18 protein-coding genes are annotated in these 18,097 nt (G+C 61.0%); 11 read left to right on the top strand and 7 right to left on the bottom strand.

The window, feature by feature from the left end; genetic code table 11:
• Nucleotides 1-94: 94 nt before the first annotated feature.
• Both AC1DKR_RS18600 and AC1DKR_RS18595 read left to right on the top strand, forming a co-directional pair.
• Entirely contained in the window at nucleotides 95-685 is a 591-nt protein-coding gene (locus tag AC1DKR_RS18600; protein ID WP_132826136.1) for a malonic semialdehyde reductase, read from the top strand.
• Nucleotides 686-770: 85 nt separating this feature from the next.
• On the top strand, nucleotides 771-1,466 hold the full coding sequence (locus AC1DKR_RS18595) for a YceI family protein (protein ID WP_478034366.1): 696 nt from the start codon (nucleotides 771-773) through the stop codon (nucleotides 1,464-1,466).
• Nucleotides 1,467-1,674: 208 nt separating this feature from the next.
• Here the strand turns inward: AC1DKR_RS18595 and AC1DKR_RS18590 are convergent, their stop codons facing one another.
• The gene (locus AC1DKR_RS18590; RefSeq protein ID WP_478034363.1) at nucleotides 1,675-2,076 is read right to left on the bottom strand and encodes a hypothetical protein; all 402 of its coding nucleotides are present in this window, start codon (nucleotides 2,074-2,076) and stop codon (nucleotides 1,675-1,677) included.
• 259 nt (nucleotides 2,077-2,335) lie between these two features.
• On the opposite strand from AC1DKR_RS18590, the gene AC1DKR_RS18585 reads away from it, so the two are divergent.
• Nucleotides 2,336-3,169, top strand: a complete 834-nt coding sequence (locus AC1DKR_RS18585) for a hypothetical protein (protein WP_478034361.1) — start codon at nucleotides 2,336-2,338, stop codon at nucleotides 3,167-3,169.
• Nucleotides 3,170-3,242: 73 nt separating this feature from the next.
• Here the strand turns inward: AC1DKR_RS18585 and AC1DKR_RS18580 are convergent, their stop codons facing one another.
• Complete coding sequence (locus AC1DKR_RS18580; RefSeq protein WP_478034359.1) at nucleotides 3,243-4,040, bottom strand: siderophore-interacting protein; 798 nt, start codon at nucleotides 4,038-4,040, stop codon at nucleotides 3,243-3,245.
• Between the two features lie 60 nt (nucleotides 4,041-4,100).
• Nucleotides 4,101-4,661: a PadR family transcriptional regulator gene (locus AC1DKR_RS18575; protein ID WP_478034357.1), complete on the bottom strand. Its 561-nt coding sequence runs from the start codon at nucleotides 4,659-4,661 to the stop codon at nucleotides 4,101-4,103.
• 635 nt (nucleotides 4,662-5,296) lie between these two features.
• On the opposite strand from AC1DKR_RS18575, the gene aceE reads away from it, so the two are divergent.
• The 4 genes from aceE (at nucleotide 5,297) to AC1DKR_RS18555 (ending at nucleotide 11,557) form a co-directional block, all read left to right on the top strand.
• Complete coding sequence (gene aceE / locus AC1DKR_RS18570; RefSeq protein WP_478034355.1) at nucleotides 5,297-7,984, top strand: pyruvate dehydrogenase (acetyl-transferring), homodimeric type; 2,688 nt, start codon at nucleotides 5,297-5,299, stop codon at nucleotides 7,982-7,984.
• Nucleotides 7,985-8,058: 74 nt separating this feature from the next.
• Nucleotides 8,059-10,914: an NACHT domain-containing protein gene (locus tag AC1DKR_RS18565; RefSeq protein ID WP_478034352.1), complete on the top strand. Its 2,856-nt coding sequence runs from the start codon at nucleotides 8,059-8,061 to the stop codon at nucleotides 10,912-10,914.
• A 70-nt stretch (nucleotides 10,915-10,984) separates the two neighbouring features.
• Entirely contained in the window at nucleotides 10,985-11,329 is a 345-nt protein-coding gene (locus tag AC1DKR_RS18560) for a hypothetical protein (RefSeq protein WP_478034349.1), read from the top strand.
• A 3-nt stretch (nucleotides 11,330-11,332) separates the two neighbouring features.
• On the top strand, nucleotides 11,333-11,557 hold the full coding sequence (locus AC1DKR_RS18555) for an integrase core domain-containing protein (protein WP_478034449.1): 225 nt from the start codon (nucleotides 11,333-11,335) through the stop codon (nucleotides 11,555-11,557).
• On the opposite strand, the gene AC1DKR_RS18550 is transcribed toward AC1DKR_RS18555, so the two are convergent.
• From AC1DKR_RS18550 to AC1DKR_RS18535, 4 genes are all read right to left on the bottom strand, one after another.
• Nucleotides 11,524-12,450, bottom strand: coding sequence for an HNH endonuclease (locus AC1DKR_RS18550; protein WP_478034347.1), 927 nt, complete (start codon nucleotides 12,448-12,450; stop codon nucleotides 11,524-11,526). The two genes, AC1DKR_RS18555 and AC1DKR_RS18550, sit on opposite strands and share 34 nt — an antisense overlap.
• Nucleotides 12,451-13,074: 624 nt before the next feature.
• Nucleotides 13,075-13,443 carry a hypothetical protein gene (locus AC1DKR_RS18545; RefSeq protein ID WP_478034345.1) on the bottom strand — a complete coding sequence of 123 codons (369 nt, stop codon included), beginning with the start codon at nucleotides 13,441-13,443 and terminating at the stop codon, nucleotides 13,075-13,077.
• Between the two features lie 453 nt (nucleotides 13,444-13,896).
• Complete coding sequence (locus tag AC1DKR_RS18540) at nucleotides 13,897-14,322, bottom strand: TonB family protein (protein WP_478034447.1); 426 nt, start codon at nucleotides 14,320-14,322, stop codon at nucleotides 13,897-13,899.
• 91 nt (nucleotides 14,323-14,413) lie between these two features.
• On the bottom strand, nucleotides 14,414-14,623 hold the full coding sequence (locus AC1DKR_RS18535) for a hypothetical protein (protein ID WP_478034343.1): 210 nt from the start codon (nucleotides 14,621-14,623) through the stop codon (nucleotides 14,414-14,416).
• Nucleotides 14,624-15,100: 477 nt separating this feature from the next.
• Between AC1DKR_RS18535 and AC1DKR_RS18530 the strand changes: the two genes are divergently transcribed.
• The 4 genes from AC1DKR_RS18530 to AC1DKR_RS18515 all read left to right on the top strand — a co-directional run bounded on the left by AC1DKR_RS18530 (nucleotide 15,101) and on the right by AC1DKR_RS18515 (nucleotide 18,094).
• Entirely contained in the window at nucleotides 15,101-15,457 is a 357-nt protein-coding gene (locus tag AC1DKR_RS18530; RefSeq protein WP_478034341.1) for a hypothetical protein, read from the top strand.
• Nucleotides 15,458-15,466: 9 nt separating this feature from the next.
• Entirely contained in the window at nucleotides 15,467-16,405 is a 939-nt protein-coding gene (locus AC1DKR_RS18525) for an XVIPCD domain-containing protein (RefSeq protein ID WP_478034338.1), read from the top strand.
• A gap of 136 nt (nucleotides 16,406-16,541) precedes the next feature.
• Entirely contained in the window at nucleotides 16,542-17,468 is a 927-nt protein-coding gene (locus AC1DKR_RS18520) for an XVIPCD domain-containing protein (RefSeq protein ID WP_478034336.1), read from the top strand.
• Nucleotides 17,468-18,094 (top strand): hypothetical protein, encoded by a 627-nt coding sequence (locus AC1DKR_RS18515; protein WP_478034333.1) that lies wholly within the window; start codon nucleotides 17,468-17,470, stop codon nucleotides 18,092-18,094. Before AC1DKR_RS18520 ends, AC1DKR_RS18515 begins: the two co-directional genes overlap by 1 nt.
• The last annotated feature ends 3 nt before the right edge of the window (nucleotides 18,095-18,097 follow it).

Below are 18,097 nucleotides of genomic sequence, written 5' to 3'. Positions count from 1 at the left end.
GTGTTGCAACAGTCGCGACACTCTACACTGCGGATCGACGTTTCGCCCCGCGCCGCCCGCGGGCACAGACCTTAGCCGCCCTGGAGATCCACCGATGTCCCACGCGCTCGACGCCGCTGCACTGGACCAGTTGTTCCGCACTGCCCGTACCCAGAACGCCTTCCTCGACAAGCCGGTCGAAGACGCCCAGCTGCACGCCCTGTACGACCTGCTGAAGTGGGGCCCGACCGCCGCCAACGGCAGCCCGGCACGCTTCGTGTTCGTGAAGTCGACCGAAGCCAAGGCCAAGCTGGCCCCGGCCCTGTCCGAAGGCAACCACAACAAGACCCTGGCTGCCCCGGTCACCGTCATCGTGGCCTTCGACCAGGACTTCCACGAGAAGCTGCCGTACCTGTTCCCGCACACCGACGCCAAGGCCTGGTTCGACGGCCCGCGCGAAGGCCGCCATGAAGGCGCGTTCCGCAACGGCAGCCTGCAGGGCGCTTACCTGATCCTGGCCGCACGCGCGCTGGGCCTGGATGCCGGCCCGATGTCCGGCTTCGACAACGCCAAGGTCGACGAAGCCTTCTTCGCCGGCACCAGCATCAAGTCGAATTTCCTGGTCAACCTGGGGTACGGTGACGATTCGGGCCTGTTCCCCCGTCTGCCGCGTCTGTCCTTCGACGAAGCGGCGCGCATCGCGTAAGTCGCTGTATCGGTTTCGGGCCCGCCCGCCGTGGCGGGCCATTGCTGCACTGTGTTCCCACCCTACGATCCGGAGAGTTCCTGAGATGAGCGCCACCCGTAAACTGCTGCTGCCGCTGGCCCTGACCCTGGCCATCGCCGCCTGCTCCAAGCCGGCCGACACCGCCACCCCGGCAGCCGATGCTGCTGCCCCGGCCGCCACCGAACAGGCTGCCACCACCCCGGCTGCTGATGCCGCTGCTGCCGCCATCACCATCGCCTCGGGCACCTACAAGCTCGACCCGACCCACACCGACGTGCTGGCGCAGTGGAGCCACTTCGGCTTCTCCAACCCGAGCGCGCACTTCGGCAACGCCGAAGGCACCCTGGTGTACGACGCCACCGACGTCACCAAGTCCACCGTGGAAGTGAAGCTGCCGCTGAGCGGCCTGAACAGCTTCACCGCCAAGTTCGACGAGCACCTGAAGAGCGCCGATTTCTTCGACGCTGCCAAGTTCCCGGCTGCCAGCTTCAAGAGCACCAAGGTTGAATCGGCCGGCACCAACAAGCTGACCGTCACCGGCGACCTGACCATCAAGGACATCACCAAGCCGGTCACCCTGGACGTCACCGTCAACGGCGGCGGCGAGCACCCGATGGCCAAGGTTCCGGCCGCCGGCTTCGATGCCACCACCACGATCAAGCGCAGCGATTTCGGCGTCGGCGCCTACGCCCCGAACGTCAGCGATGAAGTGAAGATCCGTATCACCACCGAAGCCACCGGCGAGAAGCCGGCGGCTTGATCCCTCCCGCTCACTCGTCGTGAGAAGGCAGAAGGCCCGCTGAAAAGCGGGCCTTCTTTTTTGGCAGCGTCCTGGACGGATCGCTCGATTGCCTGATTGGCCGATTGCCGAATCACCGGGTGGCCCGATCGTCTGGTAGTGCCAACCTCGGTTGGCGCACGAGCACTCCGCAGGCCAACCAAGGGTGGCCACTACCGGGTACGGGCGCTCAGCGCAGCGTACCCAGCCACGTCGCCGACGCTTCGCTCGGGCTCTGCTTGGCCTTCACCGCCAACCCGCTCGCACGCACGAACGTCTGCGCCGCCTGCGCCACTACCTGGCGGGCGATCAGCGCGGCCTGCTTGGTCGTTGCCTGCTGCTTGCGCAGCTGCACGATATGCACCGACGGGCGACCGACCGGTGCGTACTTCTGGTCGCGGCGCAGGATGTCGGCCACCTGTGCCACTTCGTGTTCGGCCTGCAGGTAGCGGTGTTGTGCTTCGACCAGCTCACGCAGCGGTGCGCGCGCCGCAGCCGGGTCGGCAAAGGCGGACAGCGCTGCATCGCAGGCGGCATCATCAGTGAAGCGGGTACGCAGCGTGTCCACGCTGGCCAGGGTCAGTTTGGCCATGTGGGCCTCGTTGCTGCAGGAAAGGAGTGCGATTGTCGCATTGCTTGCCGGGTCGTGCCGGCCGCTGGCGGGCGACTGCGTGGGGCGTGCGGACCAACGGTCCGCACCCACCGGCGGACCAACCGTCCGCGCCCATCGGCTGGCCGACGGTCTGCACCCGCCGGCTGTCCAACAGTCTGCACCTGCCGGCGGCAGAGAGCAGCCGAGCATCGGGTCGCGGTTACCATGGCGGCCGCACTGAACCACGGAAGGCAACACCATGCAGGAAGCGCAGTATTGGCTTGGCGAATTCTGGACCGGCCTGAGCGTGCTCGATCTGATCGGCGGCAGCGTGCTGGGCACGCTGTTGGGGCTGGCGCTGGGCATCTTCGCCTGGCGCGGGCTGCATCGACGCGGTTGGTTGCGGCGGCAGCGGCGTTGGCACCATGGGCTGCTGGCCTCGTATGTGGTGCTGCTGCCGTTGCTTGTCGCGTTCTTCGGCCTGCAGCTGGGCTTTACTGCCGGCGCGCACCGCGCGCTGTTCAAGCAGCTGGACCACTTCCAGCCGCACCTGCAGACGATGGTGGAAGGGTGGAGCAGTGGCTTCACCGCCTCGCTGGAAGACGAACGCATGCGTGCCGCGCTGCAGAGCCAGGACACGGTGGGTGATGTTGCCGATTCGCTTGCCGCGATCTACCTGCGCGAGCATCCGCTGCCCGGCGTGGATCGTCTGGGTAACGGGCCGATGGCGCGCGGCGTGGGCTGGGTGATCGGCAAGGTGCGCGCCGGGTTGCTGCGCGCGATGGTGGAAGACACGCTGATCGACAAGGCCGGCACTGTTGGCCTGGAGCCGAAGATGGTGCGTGAGGCGCTGACCATGCGCATGGATGAGCTGTTGCATACGCGCGGCGTGCTGCGGCTGGTGAAGGCGCAGATCAACGGCATGATGCCGGGTGTGTACCTGGGGTTGCTGCTGCCGCTGGCGATCATCGCGCTGCTGCTGGCGCTGGAGATCTGGGCCGCGCATCGGTTCGGATGGAAGGGTGGGGCTGCGCCCCGGTTGGTGGTGCCGGCCGCTGGCCGGCAGTTGCAGGATGCAGCCGAAGGTTCATGAGGTTGCCGGCCAGCGGCCGGCACTACCCGTAGAAGAGCGTGCGGGCCAACGATCCGCACCTACCGTTTTGCGGTCAATCGCCGTCCTGTTCGTCCGGGTGCGCCTTCCAGTAACCGGTCGAGCGGATCCAGTCGCGTGGCACGCCCAGGTGGCCTTCGATGAACTTGCGCATCATCCGCGCGCGCCGCGATTCGGTGGCGATCCAGTAGAACGTGTCGCCGTCCGGGGCCTCGAAGTCGGTCAGCATGTCTTCCAGCAGCGTGCTGCTGGCTGCCGGGAAGCCATTGCGCTCCAGCCAGTGGATGCGCACGTTCTCGTACTGCGGCAGATCCTGGCGCTCATCCTCGTCGGCCACTTCGATATACGCCTGCACCTGCGCACCCTCGGGCAGCACGTCCAGCCAGCGCGCAATCGCCGGCAGCGCGGTCTCATCGCCAATCAGCACATAGGCGTCATAGCTGTCGGCCACCACGAACGAACCGCGCGGGCCGCCGATCACCAGCGTGTCGCCGGCCTGTGCGCGCTCGGCCCACGGCCCGGCAATGCCCTGGTCGTGCAGCACGAAGTCGATGGCCAGCTCGCCGGTTTCGTGGTCCCACCAGCGCGGGGTGTAGTCGCGTGCTGGCGACGGCTGCTTGCCGTCCGGATAGCTGCGGCCTTCGGCAGTCAGCACCGGCAGCACCATCTCGCCGCTGGCGTTGGGGAAGAACAGCTTGATGTGGTCGTCGGCGCCGGGCGAATCGAAGCCGGCCAGGTCGTCGCCGCCCAGCACGATGCGGCGCATGTGCGGGGTGACAGTCTCGGTGCGCAGCACCGTCAGTTCACGGAAGCGCACATCCAGGCGCAGGCGCGAGTTGTGATGTTCGGTCATGGGGGTACCTGTCGAAAGGTCGCGCGGGGGCGCGCGGCATGGGGGAAGACCTGGCTGGATTCAGTCTGGCTGGGTCGTAGAAAAAGGAGAGGTCACGTTGCTGGCCTGGCCATTCATCAGCGCCGACGCGCGCGACAGCAGCGCGGCCACCTGCTCGGCTTCGCCGTCGGCCCAGCGCCCGTGGTGGTGCACCAGCGCCAGTTTGAACTCGCGCAGCGCGGCGGCCAGCGGCGCCGGCAGCGAGGCCTTGGTGATCTCGCGGGCGCGGTCGAACGCGCGTCGCTGCGCCAATCGCACTTGGGTGCGCTGCACCTTCAGCTCGAACTCGCCGGCGGTGGTGATGCGGAACACACGGCGGCCGTCCACCTCTTCCGATTCCACCCAGCCGGCCTGCTCGAAGCTGGCCAGCAGGGGGTACATGGTGCCGGCACTGGGGGTGTAGGCCTGCATGAACATGGTGCTGATGTGCTGCATCAACTCGTAGCCGTGGCGCGGCTGCTCGCCGATCAGCGCCAGCACCAGCAGGCGCAGGTCGCCACGGCTGAGCACGCGCGGCTGGCCGTTGCGGCGGGGTACCGCGGCATCGTCGGTGCGGCTTTTGGGGGAGGGGGAGCGGCCCATTTCGATATATCGGTAACGTGTGCCGCAAACGATATATCGATAAGCCGGACCCGACAAGCACGGTTTCGGCCACAACGCTTGCCAGATCGGGCCACGCCGCCAGGTACCGCAAGGGATGAGGGCAGGGTTGCGCGCGGCGCAAGCCACCGTTGCGCGGCCTGACATCCGTATCGGGCCACGCAACGGCGCTGCGGGTTTCCGCCCCGGGCGGGGCGCAGCAGACGAGCGGCGAACCGCGGGAAGGGGCCTGCTCGCCGCCAACCGTGCGCAGCCGCCCCGCCCGCGTCGAGAGGCACGCGCGACACGTTGTCGCGGGTTCAGCGGCAGGCCGTCAGACAACGCCGACACGGCGCCGGCCTTGCCCCACAACGGTCATCCGCAGCAGTAACACTGCGTCCTGCGCATGGGCGCAGCAGGCCGCAGGCGACAGCTGGCGCAGCCCTTACAGGCAGCCATAGCGGCCTGCAGCAGTGCTTTGTCCCGCCGGTGGACGTCCCGGGACATGCCGTGCAGACAGGGGTGGCCTGCCTCCATACGCCAGCGTAGCCAAGTGACGAAAGCCCTTGGTGCGCTACACTTTGCGGTCTAGAAATCTATCAACAGTCGCGCGCGTGCGTGCGGTAATGGGAGCGCTAATGAACTGGTTGAACGAGGTGCTGAACAACGACCCGAATCCTGTGGAAACCCAGGAGTGGATCGAGTCGTTGAAGGCCGTTATTGATGTCGAGGGCCCCGAGCGCGCGCATCAGCTGCTGGAAGGCATGGTGGAACTGACCCGTCGTTCGGGTGCCTATCTGCCGTTCTCTCCCACTACCGAATACGTCAACACCATCGAGCCGCAGCTGGAGGCCAAGAGCCCGGGCAACGCCGAACTGGAATGGCGCATCCGTTCGATCATCCGCTGGAACGCGATGGCCACCGTGGTGCGCGCCAACCGCAAGCCGGGTGACCTGGGCGGCCACATCGCCTCGTTCGCCTCCGGCGCAACGCTGTACGACGTGGGCTTCAACCACTTCTGGCGCGCCCCGAGCGAAAGCCACCCGGGCGACCTGCTGTTCATCCAGGGCCACAGCGCCCCGGGCATCTACGCGCGTTCCTTCCTGGAAGGCCGCATCAACGAAGAGCAGCTGGACAAGTTCCGCATGGAAGTGGACGGCGGCGGCCTGTCGTCGTACCCGCATCCGTGGCTGATGCCGGAATACTGGCAGACCCCGACCGTGTCGATGGGCCTGGGCCCGCTGGCCGCCATCTACCAGGCGCAGTTCATGCGCTACCTGGAAAACCGTGGCCTTATCGAGAAGTCCGACCGCAAGGTGTGGTGCTTCATCGGCGACGGCGAGAGCGACGAGCCGGAAACCCTCGGTGCCATCGCACTGGCCGGCCGTGAAGGCCTGGACAACCTGATCTTCGTGGTGAACTGCAACCTGCAGCGCCTGGACGGCCCGGTGCGCGGCAACGGCAAGATCATCCAGGAACTGGAAGGCGTGTTCCGTGGCGGCGGCTGGAATGTCATCAAGCTGCTGTGGGGCGGTTACTGGGATGCCCTGCTGGCCAAGGACACCAATGGCGTCCTGAAGAAGCTGATGATGGAAACCGTCGACGGCGAATACCAGAACTGCAAGGCCTTCGGCGGCGCGTATACCCGCGAGCATTTCTTCGGCAAGTACCCGGAAACCGCTGCAATGGTGGCCGGTCTTTCCGACGACGACATCTGGCGCCTGAACCGTGGTGGCCACGACCCGCACAAGGTGTACGCCGCCTACCACCAGGCCGTGAACACCAAGGGCATGCCGACCGTGATCCTGGCCAAGACCGTGAAGGGCTACGGCATGGGCAGCGCCGGTGAGGCACTGAACCCGACCCACCAGACCAAGAAGCTGGACGACGAAGCGGTGCGCCACTTCCGCGACCGCTTCAACATTCCGGTGACCGACGCGCAGCTGGCCGATGGCCAGGTGCCGTTCTACCACCCGGGCCCGGATTCGCCGGAAGTGCAGTACCTGCAGGAACGCCGTGCGTCGCTGGGTGGTTACCTGCCGCAGCGCCGCCGCAAGGCCGAAAAGAGCTTCAATGCACCGAAGCTGGAAAGCTACGAGCGCCTGCTGAAGAGCAGTGGCGAGCGCAGCTACTCCACCACCATGGCCTTCGTGCAGAGCCTGAACATCACCCTGCGCGACAAGGAACTGGGCCCGCACATCGTGCCGATCGTGGCCGACGAAGCCCGTACCTTCGGCATGGAAGGCCTGTTCCGCCAGATCGGCATCTACGCGCCGTTCGGCCAGAAGTACAAGCCGGTCGACGCCGACCAGCTGATGTTCTACCGCGAAGACCAGAGCGGCCAGGTGCTGCAGCAGGGCATCAGCGAGCCGGGTGCGATCAGCTCGTGGATGGCCGCCGGTACCAGCTACTCGGTCAGCAACGTGCCGATGCTGCCGTTCTACATCTATTACTCGATGTTCGGCTTCCAGCGCGTGGGCGACATCGCCTGGCAGGCCGCGGACATGCGTACCCGCGGCTTCCTGCTGGGTGGTACCGCCGGCCGCACCACGCTGAACGGTGAAGGCCTGCAGCACGAAGATGGCTTCAGCCATCTGGTGGCCGGTGGCATTCCGAACGTGCGCAGCTACGACCCGACCTTCGGCTTCGAAGTGACGGTGATCCTGCAGCACGGCACCAAGGCGATGATGGAAGATCAGATTGACGAGTACTACTACGTCACCCTGATGAACGAGAACTACAGCCACCCGGAAATGCCGGAAGGCGCGGCCGAAGGCATCGTCAAGGGCATGTACCTGCTGACCGACGCCGGCAAGCCGAAGAAGGGCGAGCTGCGCGTGCAGCTTTTGGGCTCCGGCACCATCCTGCGCGAAGCCATTGCTGCGGCCGAGCTGCTGGACAAGGACTTCGGCGTGACCGCCGACATCTGGAGCTGCCCGAGCTTCAACGAACTGCGTCGCGATGGTTTCGACGTGGAACGTGCCAACCGCCTGCATCCGGAAGGTGAGCAGCGCAAGGCCTACGTGACCGAGCTGCTGGAAGGCCGCCAGGGCCCGGCGATTGCCGCCACCGACTACGTTCGTGCGTATGCGGACCAGATCCGTGCGTTCGTGCCGATGTCTTATACGGTGCTGGGTACCGATGGGTTTGGTCGTTCGGATACGCGTGCGAACCTGCGCCGGTTCTTTGAGGTTGACCGGTACTACATCGCGCATGCCGCGATTGCGGCGCTGGCTAAGGATGGGAAGATGACGGCCAAGGATGTGGCGCGGGCGATCAAGCAGTACAAGATTGATCCGGAGAAGGCTAATCCTGTTGGGGTTTGAGTTCGACAGTGTCTAGTGAAGTGAGGGCGGCTACGGCCGCCCTTTTTACGTTGTAAATACTCTTAGGGGGAGAGATGGATCTCGAGCAAGGCGTAACCGCAGTCAGCAAGATTCGGGACGTTCTGTCCAATCAACCAGCCGTTACGCTGGTGATAATTCTGCTTCTGCTTTTTATTATTATGCAGACAGCCCTTCAGATCGGTGAGGCCCTGGGGAAGTTTTTTGGGGCAGTGAAGTCTTGCCTGATCCATTTCATCGGCATGGCTCGTGGAGGCGCTGAGTATAGGGAGAATCTGGGGCGGCGCAGACAATTTCTCGCGGTGCTCAGTTCTGATCTGGCATCAATTGGAAAGGCGGAGGCGTGGAATGATCAAAACTTTACCGATCTAGAAGCGGAAGTTCAGATCGAGGGAGGATACTACGCATCGTTGATCGACAGGTTCAGAAGGAGGCGCTCGCACAGTGAGCGCAAAGAGGAATCTTTAATCGGAGCAATCGATGGGAGCATCGAACGCTGCTTGCTTCTAACGGGGGACCCGGGAGCAGGTAAAAGCGTTGCACTTAGACACCTTGCTTCGCAAATGGTTGAGCGTGCGAGAAAATCCAGAGCCAAATATGTTCCCATTCCGCTTTATGTGAATTTAAGGGAGCTTGATCGCGATGGTGTTGTTGATAAAGATGCTATTAAGCGATTCGTCATTGACAACGTTCGGCGCGGTGACGCCGATACGGCGGACTACGTCCAGCAAAACTGGGATAGTTTTAACAGGAATGGTGGGTGGTTCTTTCTTTTCGATTCATTCGATGAAATTCCTGAGGTAATCCATTCTTCGAATGAAGATGTCTCAATTGAGAAGTATGGACGGGCTATTCAACATTTCATGGATGGTCTCGGCGCTTGCCGCGGCGTACTGGCTTCGCGGGAATTCAAAAGTCCCAAAGCCCTCCCGTGGCCAAGAATAAGGATTCTCCCGCTGAGTGAGCGTTTGCAGGAGGAGTTGGTTGGAAATACTTTTCTAAAAAAAAATCAGAAGGCATTGGCGCTCAGTGCTATTACAACGTCTTCGACATCTACATATAGAAATCCACTATTTCTTACACTTCTGTGCCGATTCATTAGAGAGAATAATTCCTCTCCAAAGAATGAGCATGACTTACTTTATCGCCAGGTAGAGTCGTTAGCATCTCGTGACTCCGAGTACGTCCAGAGCAGATGGGGGTTGAGGCCGGGCGAGCTATTGAGTGCGGCCACTGATCTTGCGCGCCTATTTGCTCTGTCTCCCGATATCGGCCTGGCGCCCACCATTGAAGAAATTGTCGCGAGCGCGGCTCGGCTTGATCTAATGGGAGGTCGTATTGAGAGCTCAATTGAAGCGCTCACTTACGTGAAAATAGGGCGCATGGATGTTGCCTCAACAAACAGGAACGAGCGTCGTTTCGCATTTTCCCATAGACGATATCATGAGGCGATCTTTGCTCGCTATCTTTCGGGAAATTTCAGCAAATTTGATGTTAATGATCTGCTGGTCAATGCTCGGTGGCGTGAGTATGTTGTAGCGATGTTGCAGGCGAATCCCGCTGAGGATAATATTTCTATTATAGTATCTGCGGCGAAGATTCTTGAGAGGCGAGTATCGGTAATTAAATTGAGCTCCGATAAAGCCGCGGGCGAGATATTTAGATATTACTTGTGGGATGATCCTTCCATCACTCATATCCTAAAGATCATGGTTGATGTTAAGAAATACAATCCGTCTCCCTGCTGGGAGGTTGCCGAGGAACAAGTAGATCGCTTCTTCTCCCCGCTATGGAGAAAGGGAGATCTGCATGATCGGCTGATGATAATAAAGTATGGCGGTGCGGGTTCATCTGCCTCGCATTCGAGAAGACTGGATTTCGCAAGGAACTCGGGAATTGAATGCTTGCAACAGGCAGCTGTTTCTTCCTGTCAGTTCGCTACGTCACCCAGCGAGCACCTGGCTGACTGGATGCGCAATCGGGTCTCTACGAGAATTCTATATTCGAGAAAGAGGCTTGAAATTCTGAAATGGGAGTCTTTGGCTGCTCAGCTTCCGGCCTCATATGAAATGGAGGCCTGTCTTAGAAGGGCTAAATCCTTGAGGAAGTTCATTATAGGCGCGCAGTTCTGGATGTTCCCCCTTATGCTCTTGAGGCGGGTTAGGTTGTTGGAGTCCATATTAGTTAATTTTGACAGGGTCGTCGAGAGACAGGCATCATTCGTAGTCGCATCAAATTTGATGCCGTTTTTTATGGTTACGGGTGCGTTGCTTTCAGCATATGAATCTAGCGTTCCCTCTGTTGTAATTAACTCGTTGTTTGGAGTTTCGCTTGCTCTTCTGCTGAATTCTATTTTTGTCTATATTGCAATTAGCAATATATCTCTACCCAGAAGAATTGCATGGACTGATGTCGTGAGTACATTCCGAAGCCGGAAAGTTCAGCCGGTTGCCGTGGCTGTGTTTTCGATAATTGCCGCGATTGTCGCTGCAGTTCCTGGTGGGATTGCTCTGTTTTTAGTCAATAAGTATGAGATATTCGCGGATATGGGGCGATGGGACATTTTCGTGCTCGGCTCTGCTATTGGTATGCTGTTATTTGGTGCAACTGGTTCCATCCTTAACTGGAGGTCGCAGCGAAGCATCACTTCTTCGACGCTGGCAATCTTGCGCGCGAGGAAGTCACTAAGGTCGGCCTTGGTCGAGGCTAAGGGCTTCCGTCAGATATTTGAGATGTGTAGGTTGTCAGTATCAGGGGGAGGGGTGCCTGGCGTGGAGTTGAGGAGGGCCATTGTGTATCTATCTGCGCTTATTATTCGCAACGGTGACGAAAAGAATAATGGGGGAAATTCGATGCTGACGAGTGCGGCATCCGCTCTGCTGGAGGATTATTCATCGCGAGATACTGGCTGAGCGGTCATGTAAATGCGTCAAGGTGCAGATAGCAAAGCTCTAGCAGTGGTTTTGTCTGGCGCGCCGGATAATGGGCTACAAGTCCGTTAACGGTGCCGCCAAGATCAATACGGAGCTGGCTGAGCCGATCAAAAATATGATTGAGGCTGAGCCTTCGTTCAGCTATCGCACCGTCTTAGCGACGCTTGGCATGGACAAGAGCTCTGCGCATCGTATATTCCAAGTCAAGGGCCGGCAGGTGAGCAAACATCCATTCGGCGAGCGGCCGCGGATTGAAGCAAAGAATATCGCGCGCCGAAGGGCCGGATCAGTGCTGGGCCGCCGGCCTGCGCAGGGTCGGGGGCGGCAAGGATGGCTGGCTGAGCCAAAGTTCATCATGTCGGGCCTCTCGCAGCAGAACGGGATGTTGGAATGAGTCATTCGAAGGCTGAAGGAGCAATGTGTGCACCAGCATCGCTTCGAGAGCCAAGTCCACGCCCTGAGATCAATCGCCGATTGGATCGCCTTCTACAACCAGCAGCGCCCTTATCACGTACTGAAGATTGTTATCCCGGACGCGGTTAGCGTCGCTATATTAATGGAATGTCATAAATATAAAGCGATGGATTATTACAGGAAGTTTTGGGGTCGGTGCTCTAGGTAATGTGATGCTGGATGGTGCCTATCAAAAACAACGTCACGATGAAATTCAAGGAAGCCAAGCTGCTTCGAGGAAAAGACTCCATATCGAAGTGATGCATCCAAATTTAGACCGAGCCGAGCTTGTACGTCGGTAGGCAGGCCATTCGAAATTATTATTCGACCGCGCGACGAAAAGCTGATCCACCCGCGATCAAACAGTAGGTCCGCATGCGGGGCCAGCAAAAGACCGTTCTCCCCATCAACGCGCTCGCTATGAGTACTATCAGCCCATGGCTTGATATGGCTCGCGCGAAGGAACCTTAGGTCCTCAATACCGGTCAGCCGGCAGCCCTTCTCAACGCCAATCAGGCGCTCACGGAACAGGCGTTGCTTCGTCCTCACTTCGGTTTCGCGTCTTGTGGTGGTCTCGCCTGCGTCATCGCTAGCGAAATCGATCTCAGCTTGGTCCGTCTCACTTGCCGCAAGACCCAGTGAGGCATCCAGTGATCTCAAGCGGAACACGATCGCAGCTCTAGGCTGCCCTTTTCCATCTGGCGTGCCAGGTCGAACGTAGGAGGACTGACAGATGAACCTACCAAGGTACCGGTAGGGCCGCCCCTTGCCCATCATCTGGAACACTACGAGTGTCTTGCCATCCTTCACGTGCTCACCAATCGCTCGGTTGCCCGCCACATACTTCATGTCTCCGACTTGACCCTCGCCGAAGTAATGAAAGACTTCGTCGTCGTCCCAGAAGTCATGGTAGCCATGAGACACGCCGGCCTCGCCCGTGAACGCGATGACTAGCGGATGCTCTTTTGGTGTCGAAATGCCGCCTTGCTGTTGCCCGCCAAATACACCGTGGATCTGCTTTTGTCGGTTGTAGAGCGCGCCCACCTCGAATGGGAGTTCCATCCTAGATCCCTGTCCCGAAAGCTAACTGCCCAGGATTCTAGCCAGAACCAGGTTCCTTGTGTCATTGGTTGACGCGTTTGGCTGCCTCGACAGGTTGCAGATGGGGGCTACTGGGGCGCAGACTTAGGGCAGCTCTTCTCAGGTGCGCTCAAGTTCGTCCTGCGTCTCTCTGGTGAGCCCCATCCATCTTTCCAGCGCTGTAGCTCTACTGCATCGCTTGCGACCTTAGACATGGTGACTACTAGAAGACTCGGACCAGAGTTGTCCACGAACAGAATGGCATCGTCACGTACGCTCAGATCAAAGAAGTGTGCACCGGCATCATGAATTCCGATGGTGATGCCTTGGCAAGCTAACGCTTCGGCAAGGCTCTCGGCGTCGGCCCGAAACGGGGGAAACTCCGAGTCGGTGAGCCTTGGGTAGTTCTCAAGACTCATTGCGGTGGCCGGCGCGTACGTCCCTCCAATGATCAATCCCAATAGCGCTGCCGTCGTCAGGGCAAGCAAAGTCCGGCTCGGCATAGTGAGGCCAGTGTTGGAGGCTAAAGGGCTCAGACAGCGGCGAATGTTTCGGACCGTGCATACGATCCGTGCATTGCATTCGATGTGCGCAGCGAGGCGCGCTCTACTCCCGAACCTGCAGCCGCTCAATAGCCTGCGCAGTCAACGCTACACAAGCCATCTTCAGCCCTTCCATCACCCGATCCCCCAGGTACTCCTCAGGCGCGCCGTTCTGCCGAGTCCGCTCCGCGGCCAACATCATCTCCGCCACTACGCGCAGGCCCGCCAGCGCGCAATCAGCATCCGCCAGCTGAAGACAGCGCCCAGGCAGTTGATGCCTCTCCGGCCAAGGTTGGCCGTCCGCAGCCGCACCGGTGCCGATGCGGTGCAGCGTGGCGACGAAGGTATTGGGATCGACGGACGGTTCGCGCTCGGGTTCGGCGTTGTCCGGATCGTACTGCGCGTGCAGGGAACGGAAGTCCGATGTGTTCATGGCAATGCTCCGTACAGGACAGATAGCAGCGCCACCAGATAGAGGCGGCGGACGGTGCGTGGCTCGAAAACCGGTAAGTACCAGACCGGCGGGCACGAAGGCCCCCACGCACCGCCCGCCATGGAACGCGAACGGATTGCCAGCCGGCGCCACACAAAAGGTGACGCCGGCCGGCAAGCGCATACATCTGGTACATAGACGGGTTTTCGAGTCCCGCGCCACCCTTTTTCGGTGGCACGCCAAGAGATACCCGCGTAGTGGCCAGATGCCAAGAAAATGCAGAACTGGCGATTGCCAATCCTGACGCTTTCGGGATTGTCGCACACGGTGTTAAGCCGGCAAGCGATTGCGCCGCAACGGTCTTGAAGGGCTTGGCGCTATTGCCCCCAAGCGCAGGATGCCCACAGCCAGGTCCACGGCGTAGGACCAATTACGACAGATTGAAGCAGCGGTTCAGCCGGGCTGCGCCTCGGCCGTGGGCACGAAGGTCAAACGCACCCGAACCCGCGCATGCCGCGCGACGCCCTCAACCACCACCGGTTCGAAGCGCCATTGGTCCACTGCGGTAAAGGCCGCACGATCAAACTCCCTCAATCCGCTGGACCGCGCCACCATCACGTTGGAAACGTGGCCCAGCTCATCCAGTTGAGCAACCAACAGCACCTCCATGGGAACCTGCAGCACGGTATCGGGCGGCGTGGCAGGGGCCGTGGAATACACAACCGCAGGCGCCTGTTGCAGCTCGAAGCTGGGGTTGTCGCCGCGCTCCACGAACACTTCGGTGGAAACCTGCGGGTCTGCCGCCATGGCCATGGCAGGTGTAGCGCCCAGCAGCATCAGAACGAGGTTCAGTGCCAGGGCGGTGTTCAAACGGGGCATACGTGGTTTCCATTCCGGTGCGCTGCCAGCATAGCGGCCATGCCCCTGCATCGCTTGCCTTGAATGCCGGTGCGCCGGAGTGCTGCGCGGATCAAATAGGCATGCCCGGTCGTGGCCACAGCGCATCGTCGCGCTCCAGGTCGTAGTCGCTGCCGAACGCCAGCGCCGCCTCGCGCGGCGGGAGATCTGCGTAGCAGCGCAGCAGGTACTCATCCATGCCGGCATCGCGATGGTCGACGGCGAATAGGTGGAGGAGCTCTTTGTCGAAGGCTTCGAGCCATGTGGGGTGGATCTTGGTCATGGTCATCCTCCAGTGGGGGAGGGGAGGATGGCTGAAGTACGTCTCAAGACATGGGATGTGAATTCGACTACTGCGGACCCGGCGGTAGCCGTCCGCTCTGCAGTGACAGTCGTCGTAGATTGCTTTTAGGCCTGGGTGTATAAGAAGGCCTGGTGAAAACACACCTATCAATCAAAGCTGAGGCGAGGACGGACGATGCTGCGACTGGGACGACGGATGCTGGGAGCAGGTGCATGCTTGGCTTTTCTTCTGCTGAGCGCTTGTCAGGCACAGACTTCCCCGCCGCGATCTGAGACGTCTTCAAGTGCTGCACAAAACAATGTGCCGCTTGTCAGACCGCTTACTCTGACGTCAATGGCCGAGCCCATGGTCGTAGAGTTCAATCTGGAGCCGCCCGGTAGAAACGCCACGCCAACGCTCCTGGTTGCCGTTCGCGTAAGTGGGGAAGATGGTGCCGTAGCGCAGGAGCGGGCCTTGATGATTCGAAGCGCCGGTCTGCCTGCACGCATACACCTCACTCAGCTCGGGGAAATGAGTGAGGCAAGTGCTCCACTCGTCCGTGTTGAGCAGCAGCCAGGAACGGCTGCCACTCTCGTGCCGATCAACGCTGACGGGCGCGTTTCAACGGTCTGGCTTGATGACGTGGACGACACCTCACTCGAAGCGGCAGGTCTGTCCAATCCGCAGAGGCACTACAAGCAACTGGCGATGGCGTGGGGCCAGAACCTCTCTCCGGGCAGGTACCGCCTGAGTGTGGAGTTACTTGACCCACCCGTGCATCTCGCGCCGATCCCGGCAGAATTGCTTGTCGCCTACAAGCACAAGTCGAAATAGGAGCGTTTCATGGACGAACGATATCGCGTGACAATTTACGTTGCGGCGCCAGGAACCCCGCTGTTGGAGGGCGGAACATCTACCGCGGGCCACGTCTATTACGCAGTGGATAATGGCCGTGAGAGCATCAGCTATGGCTTTGCGCCGAAGGAGCACGGGGCGACGACCGGCCCCGGCAAGGTTTACGACTCTGACGCGCGGGAGTACCAGAATCCCTTCTACCAACGAACGCTCGAAATCTCGAAAGATCAGTACGAAAAGCTCAAGGAATTTGGTGCCGCGCCGGACAAGAACGGGTTCAATACGGAGTATCACGGGCTCAACAACAGCTGCATTGATTTCACCTGGGGCGCGCTGAATCACGCGGGGCTCCATCGCACCAATGCGCTTTTCATGCAGGACAAGGATTTCCAAGGCGGCCTCAAGCCGCTCACCAATGTCGAGTACATCCGCAGCATCCGCGCACCGTTTCCCGATAGTGAGTTGAATATCGAGCATTACAACAAGATGCCGGACCGAACCCTGAAGCAACGCCTCATCAGCGATGAGCAATTGCCAGGCAACGATCGCGAGATGCTCGACACCATCCGCAAGGGCGTAGCGGGCATTGATGAGGGGCACGGTCGGGCCTACGACGAAACCAGTGAGCGCATCTCGGTGGGGTTGCTGGCCACCGCCAAGGAAAATGGGCTGGAGCGCGTCGATCATGTTGTATTGGGCAGTCCCCCCGTTGATGGCTCAGCACAGCGGCTATTCGTCGTGCAGGGCGAGCTCAACGATCCTGCGCATGTGCGAGCCTCTATGACGGCAGAGGAAGCAGCCCGAACGCCAGTGGAGCAGTCGTTCGCCAAGGTCGAGCAGATTTCGCAAAGCCAGCAGGAACGCGCCTTGGCGGTACAGCAGGAGCCCGTGCTGGAACAGAGCCGGGCGCCCATGCAAATGGGTTGACCCAGGCCGAGTACTGCATGGTAGATCACAGTTTCGGGGGCTTCGGCCCCTGTGCTGCTTTTCTCTCCACCTGCCCGCGAACCCACCTATGCGATCATCCGGCCAGGACCGCAGTACCCAACAAGGCTGAGCAGGCATGGAGCAAGCAACACGCTACACGGTAACCCTCTTTCTGGCCGCGCCCGGCACCCCGCTGAACAGCGGTGGCAGCTCGCCGCGCGGCCACATGTATTTCCAGACCGCCGCCGGCGAGGAAGCACACAGCTACGGCTTCGCACCGCCGCGCCTTCCGACCGGTGAGAACCCCGCCGGTGTGCAGTACGCCGAAGTCGTTCACGACGACGTCGACGAGCACCGCGACCCGTATTACAGCCGCACGCTGGAAATCACCGAGGAGCACTACGGCTGCCTGCGCGATTTCGCCGAGGAGCCGGCCGAGTTCGAGTTCGATGTCGAACGACCCGCCACCATCAACCGCTGCAGCGATTTCGTCTGGGCCGCACTGCACTACGCCGGCCTGCATTCGCAGCCTGCACCGCTGGACGGCGGCAGTAACCTGGGCGAGTTCGCGGTGCTGTTCAACCTGCCGGAAATCCAGTGTATTGCGGCGCCATTCCCAGCCAGCGAGTTGAACGGCGAGCAGCACCACCCGATGCCCGAACATGAGGCCGAGCTGCACCGCGAAGGCGGTCGCCCGAGCCACGAGCCGCCGCCCAGCCCGATGGAAGTGGCCGGCACGCTGCTGGACCCCTCGCACCCGGACCACCGGCTGTTCGCGCAGCTGATCCAGAAGGTGGCCGAGCTGGACGCTGCACACGGGCGCACCTTCGACGACACCAGCCAGCGCATCAGCGCCAGCCTGCTGGTGTTGGCCAAGCAGAACAACCTCTCCCGCGTGGACCACGTGCTGCTCAGCCGGCCTACCAAGAGCAGCCACGAGGCGGAGAGCATCTTCATCGTGCAGGGCGACCGCGATGATCCGGGGCACCGCCGCGCGAGCATCGCTACGGAGGTGGCGGCACAGACCGATGTGGCTGATTCGCTGCGGTTGAAGGAGCAGTGATGCGGGCGGCGCTTGCAGTTGTTGCGTCGGTGGTACTCGCCTTGCTGGTGGGCTGCGGCAGTACTTCGTCACCTGAAGCCCCGAAGCTGTTGACCCGGGCGGAGGCTGATGCACGGACCGTGGTGCCGTTCACGCGAGACGTGCGGTTGGACAAGGCGAGGCGCATCGTGGACGTGACCTTTGACTTGCCGCCTGCAGTACCTCCCGCGATTCCAAGTCTGAAGATCGGGTTCCGCCTGCAAGCACAGGAGGTCAAGCCGCTGCTTGCCGAGGCCGAGCGGATAAGGGACGTCGGTGTCCCCGCGCGCGTTCGTCTGGAGCGCCTGGACGGCGACCACGCTACATCGGTGCGGCTGATGACCACGGCCCCGGGAGGCCGCAGCATGGAGCCTCTTCCGCCTGACGGCCACGTCGGCAAGTTGGTTCAGGGGAAAGTTGAAAGCGGGATGCTGATTGAGGCTGGACTGTACTCGCAGGATGTTTCCTACCACATGCTGCAACTGGCCGATGCGGGCCTGCTGGATGCCGGCAGATACCATTTGACCGTGGACCTGCTGGAGGATCGACCCCAGCTCAATGACATATCGGCCGAGCTTATTGTCGGCTTCCAACTACTGGGAAAATGAGAG

It is taken from the genome of Stenotrophomonas sp. 01N47, from assembly GCF_056399165.1.
This window is presented reverse-complemented; position numbering and strand designations above follow the sequence as displayed.

Bases quoted from the DNA above. Each gene is read 5' to 3' on its own strand.
- AC1DKR_RS18585 (WP_478034361.1), top strand. From the start codon at position 2,336: ATGCAGGAAGCGCAGTATTGGCTTGGCGAATTCTGGACCGGCCTGAGC.
- AC1DKR_RS18540 (WP_478034447.1), bottom strand. From the start codon at position 14,322: ATGCCCCGTTTGAACACCGCCCTGGCACTGAACCTCGTTCTGATGCTG.
- AC1DKR_RS18575 (WP_478034357.1), bottom strand. From the start codon at position 4,661: ATGGGCCGCTCCCCCTCCCCCAAAAGCCGCACCGACGATGCCGCGGTA.
- AC1DKR_RS18535 (WP_478034343.1), bottom strand. From the start codon at position 14,623: ATGACCAAGATCCACCCCACATGGCTCGAAGCCTTCGACAAAGAGCTC.
- AC1DKR_RS18560 (WP_478034349.1), top strand. From the start codon at position 10,985: ATGGGCTACAAGTCCGTTAACGGTGCCGCCAAGATCAATACGGAGCTG.
- AC1DKR_RS18530 (WP_478034341.1), top strand. From the start codon at position 15,101: ATGATTCGAAGCGCCGGTCTGCCTGCACGCATACACCTCACTCAGCTC.
- AC1DKR_RS18565 (WP_478034352.1), top strand. From the start codon at position 8,059: ATGGATCTCGAGCAAGGCGTAACCGCAGTCAGCAAGATTCGGGACGTT.
- AC1DKR_RS18550 (WP_478034347.1), bottom strand. From the start codon at position 12,450: ATGGAACTCCCATTCGAGGTGGGCGCGCTCTACAACCGACAAAAGCAG.
- AC1DKR_RS18590 (WP_478034363.1), bottom strand. From the start codon at position 2,076: ATGGCCAAACTGACCCTGGCCAGCGTGGACACGCTGCGTACCCGCTTC.
- AC1DKR_RS18580 (WP_478034359.1), bottom strand. From the start codon at position 4,040: ATGACCGAACATCACAACTCGCGCCTGCGCCTGGATGTGCGCTTCCGT.
- AC1DKR_RS18520 (WP_478034336.1), top strand. From the start codon at position 16,542: ATGGAGCAAGCAACACGCTACACGGTAACCCTCTTTCTGGCCGCGCCC.
- AC1DKR_RS18515 (WP_478034333.1), top strand. From the start codon at position 17,468: ATGCGGGCGGCGCTTGCAGTTGTTGCGTCGGTGGTACTCGCCTTGCTG.
- AC1DKR_RS18600 (WP_132826136.1), top strand. From the start codon at position 95: ATGTCCCACGCGCTCGACGCCGCTGCACTGGACCAGTTGTTCCGCACT.
- aceE (WP_478034355.1), top strand. From the start codon at position 5,297: ATGAACTGGTTGAACGAGGTGCTGAACAACGACCCGAATCCTGTGGAA.
- AC1DKR_RS18545 (WP_478034345.1), bottom strand. From the start codon at position 13,443: ATGAACACATCGGACTTCCGTTCCCTGCACGCGCAGTACGATCCGGAC.
- AC1DKR_RS18595 (WP_478034366.1), top strand. From the start codon at position 771: ATGAGCGCCACCCGTAAACTGCTGCTGCCGCTGGCCCTGACCCTGGCC.
- AC1DKR_RS18525 (WP_478034338.1), top strand. From the start codon at position 15,467: ATGGACGAACGATATCGCGTGACAATTTACGTTGCGGCGCCAGGAACC.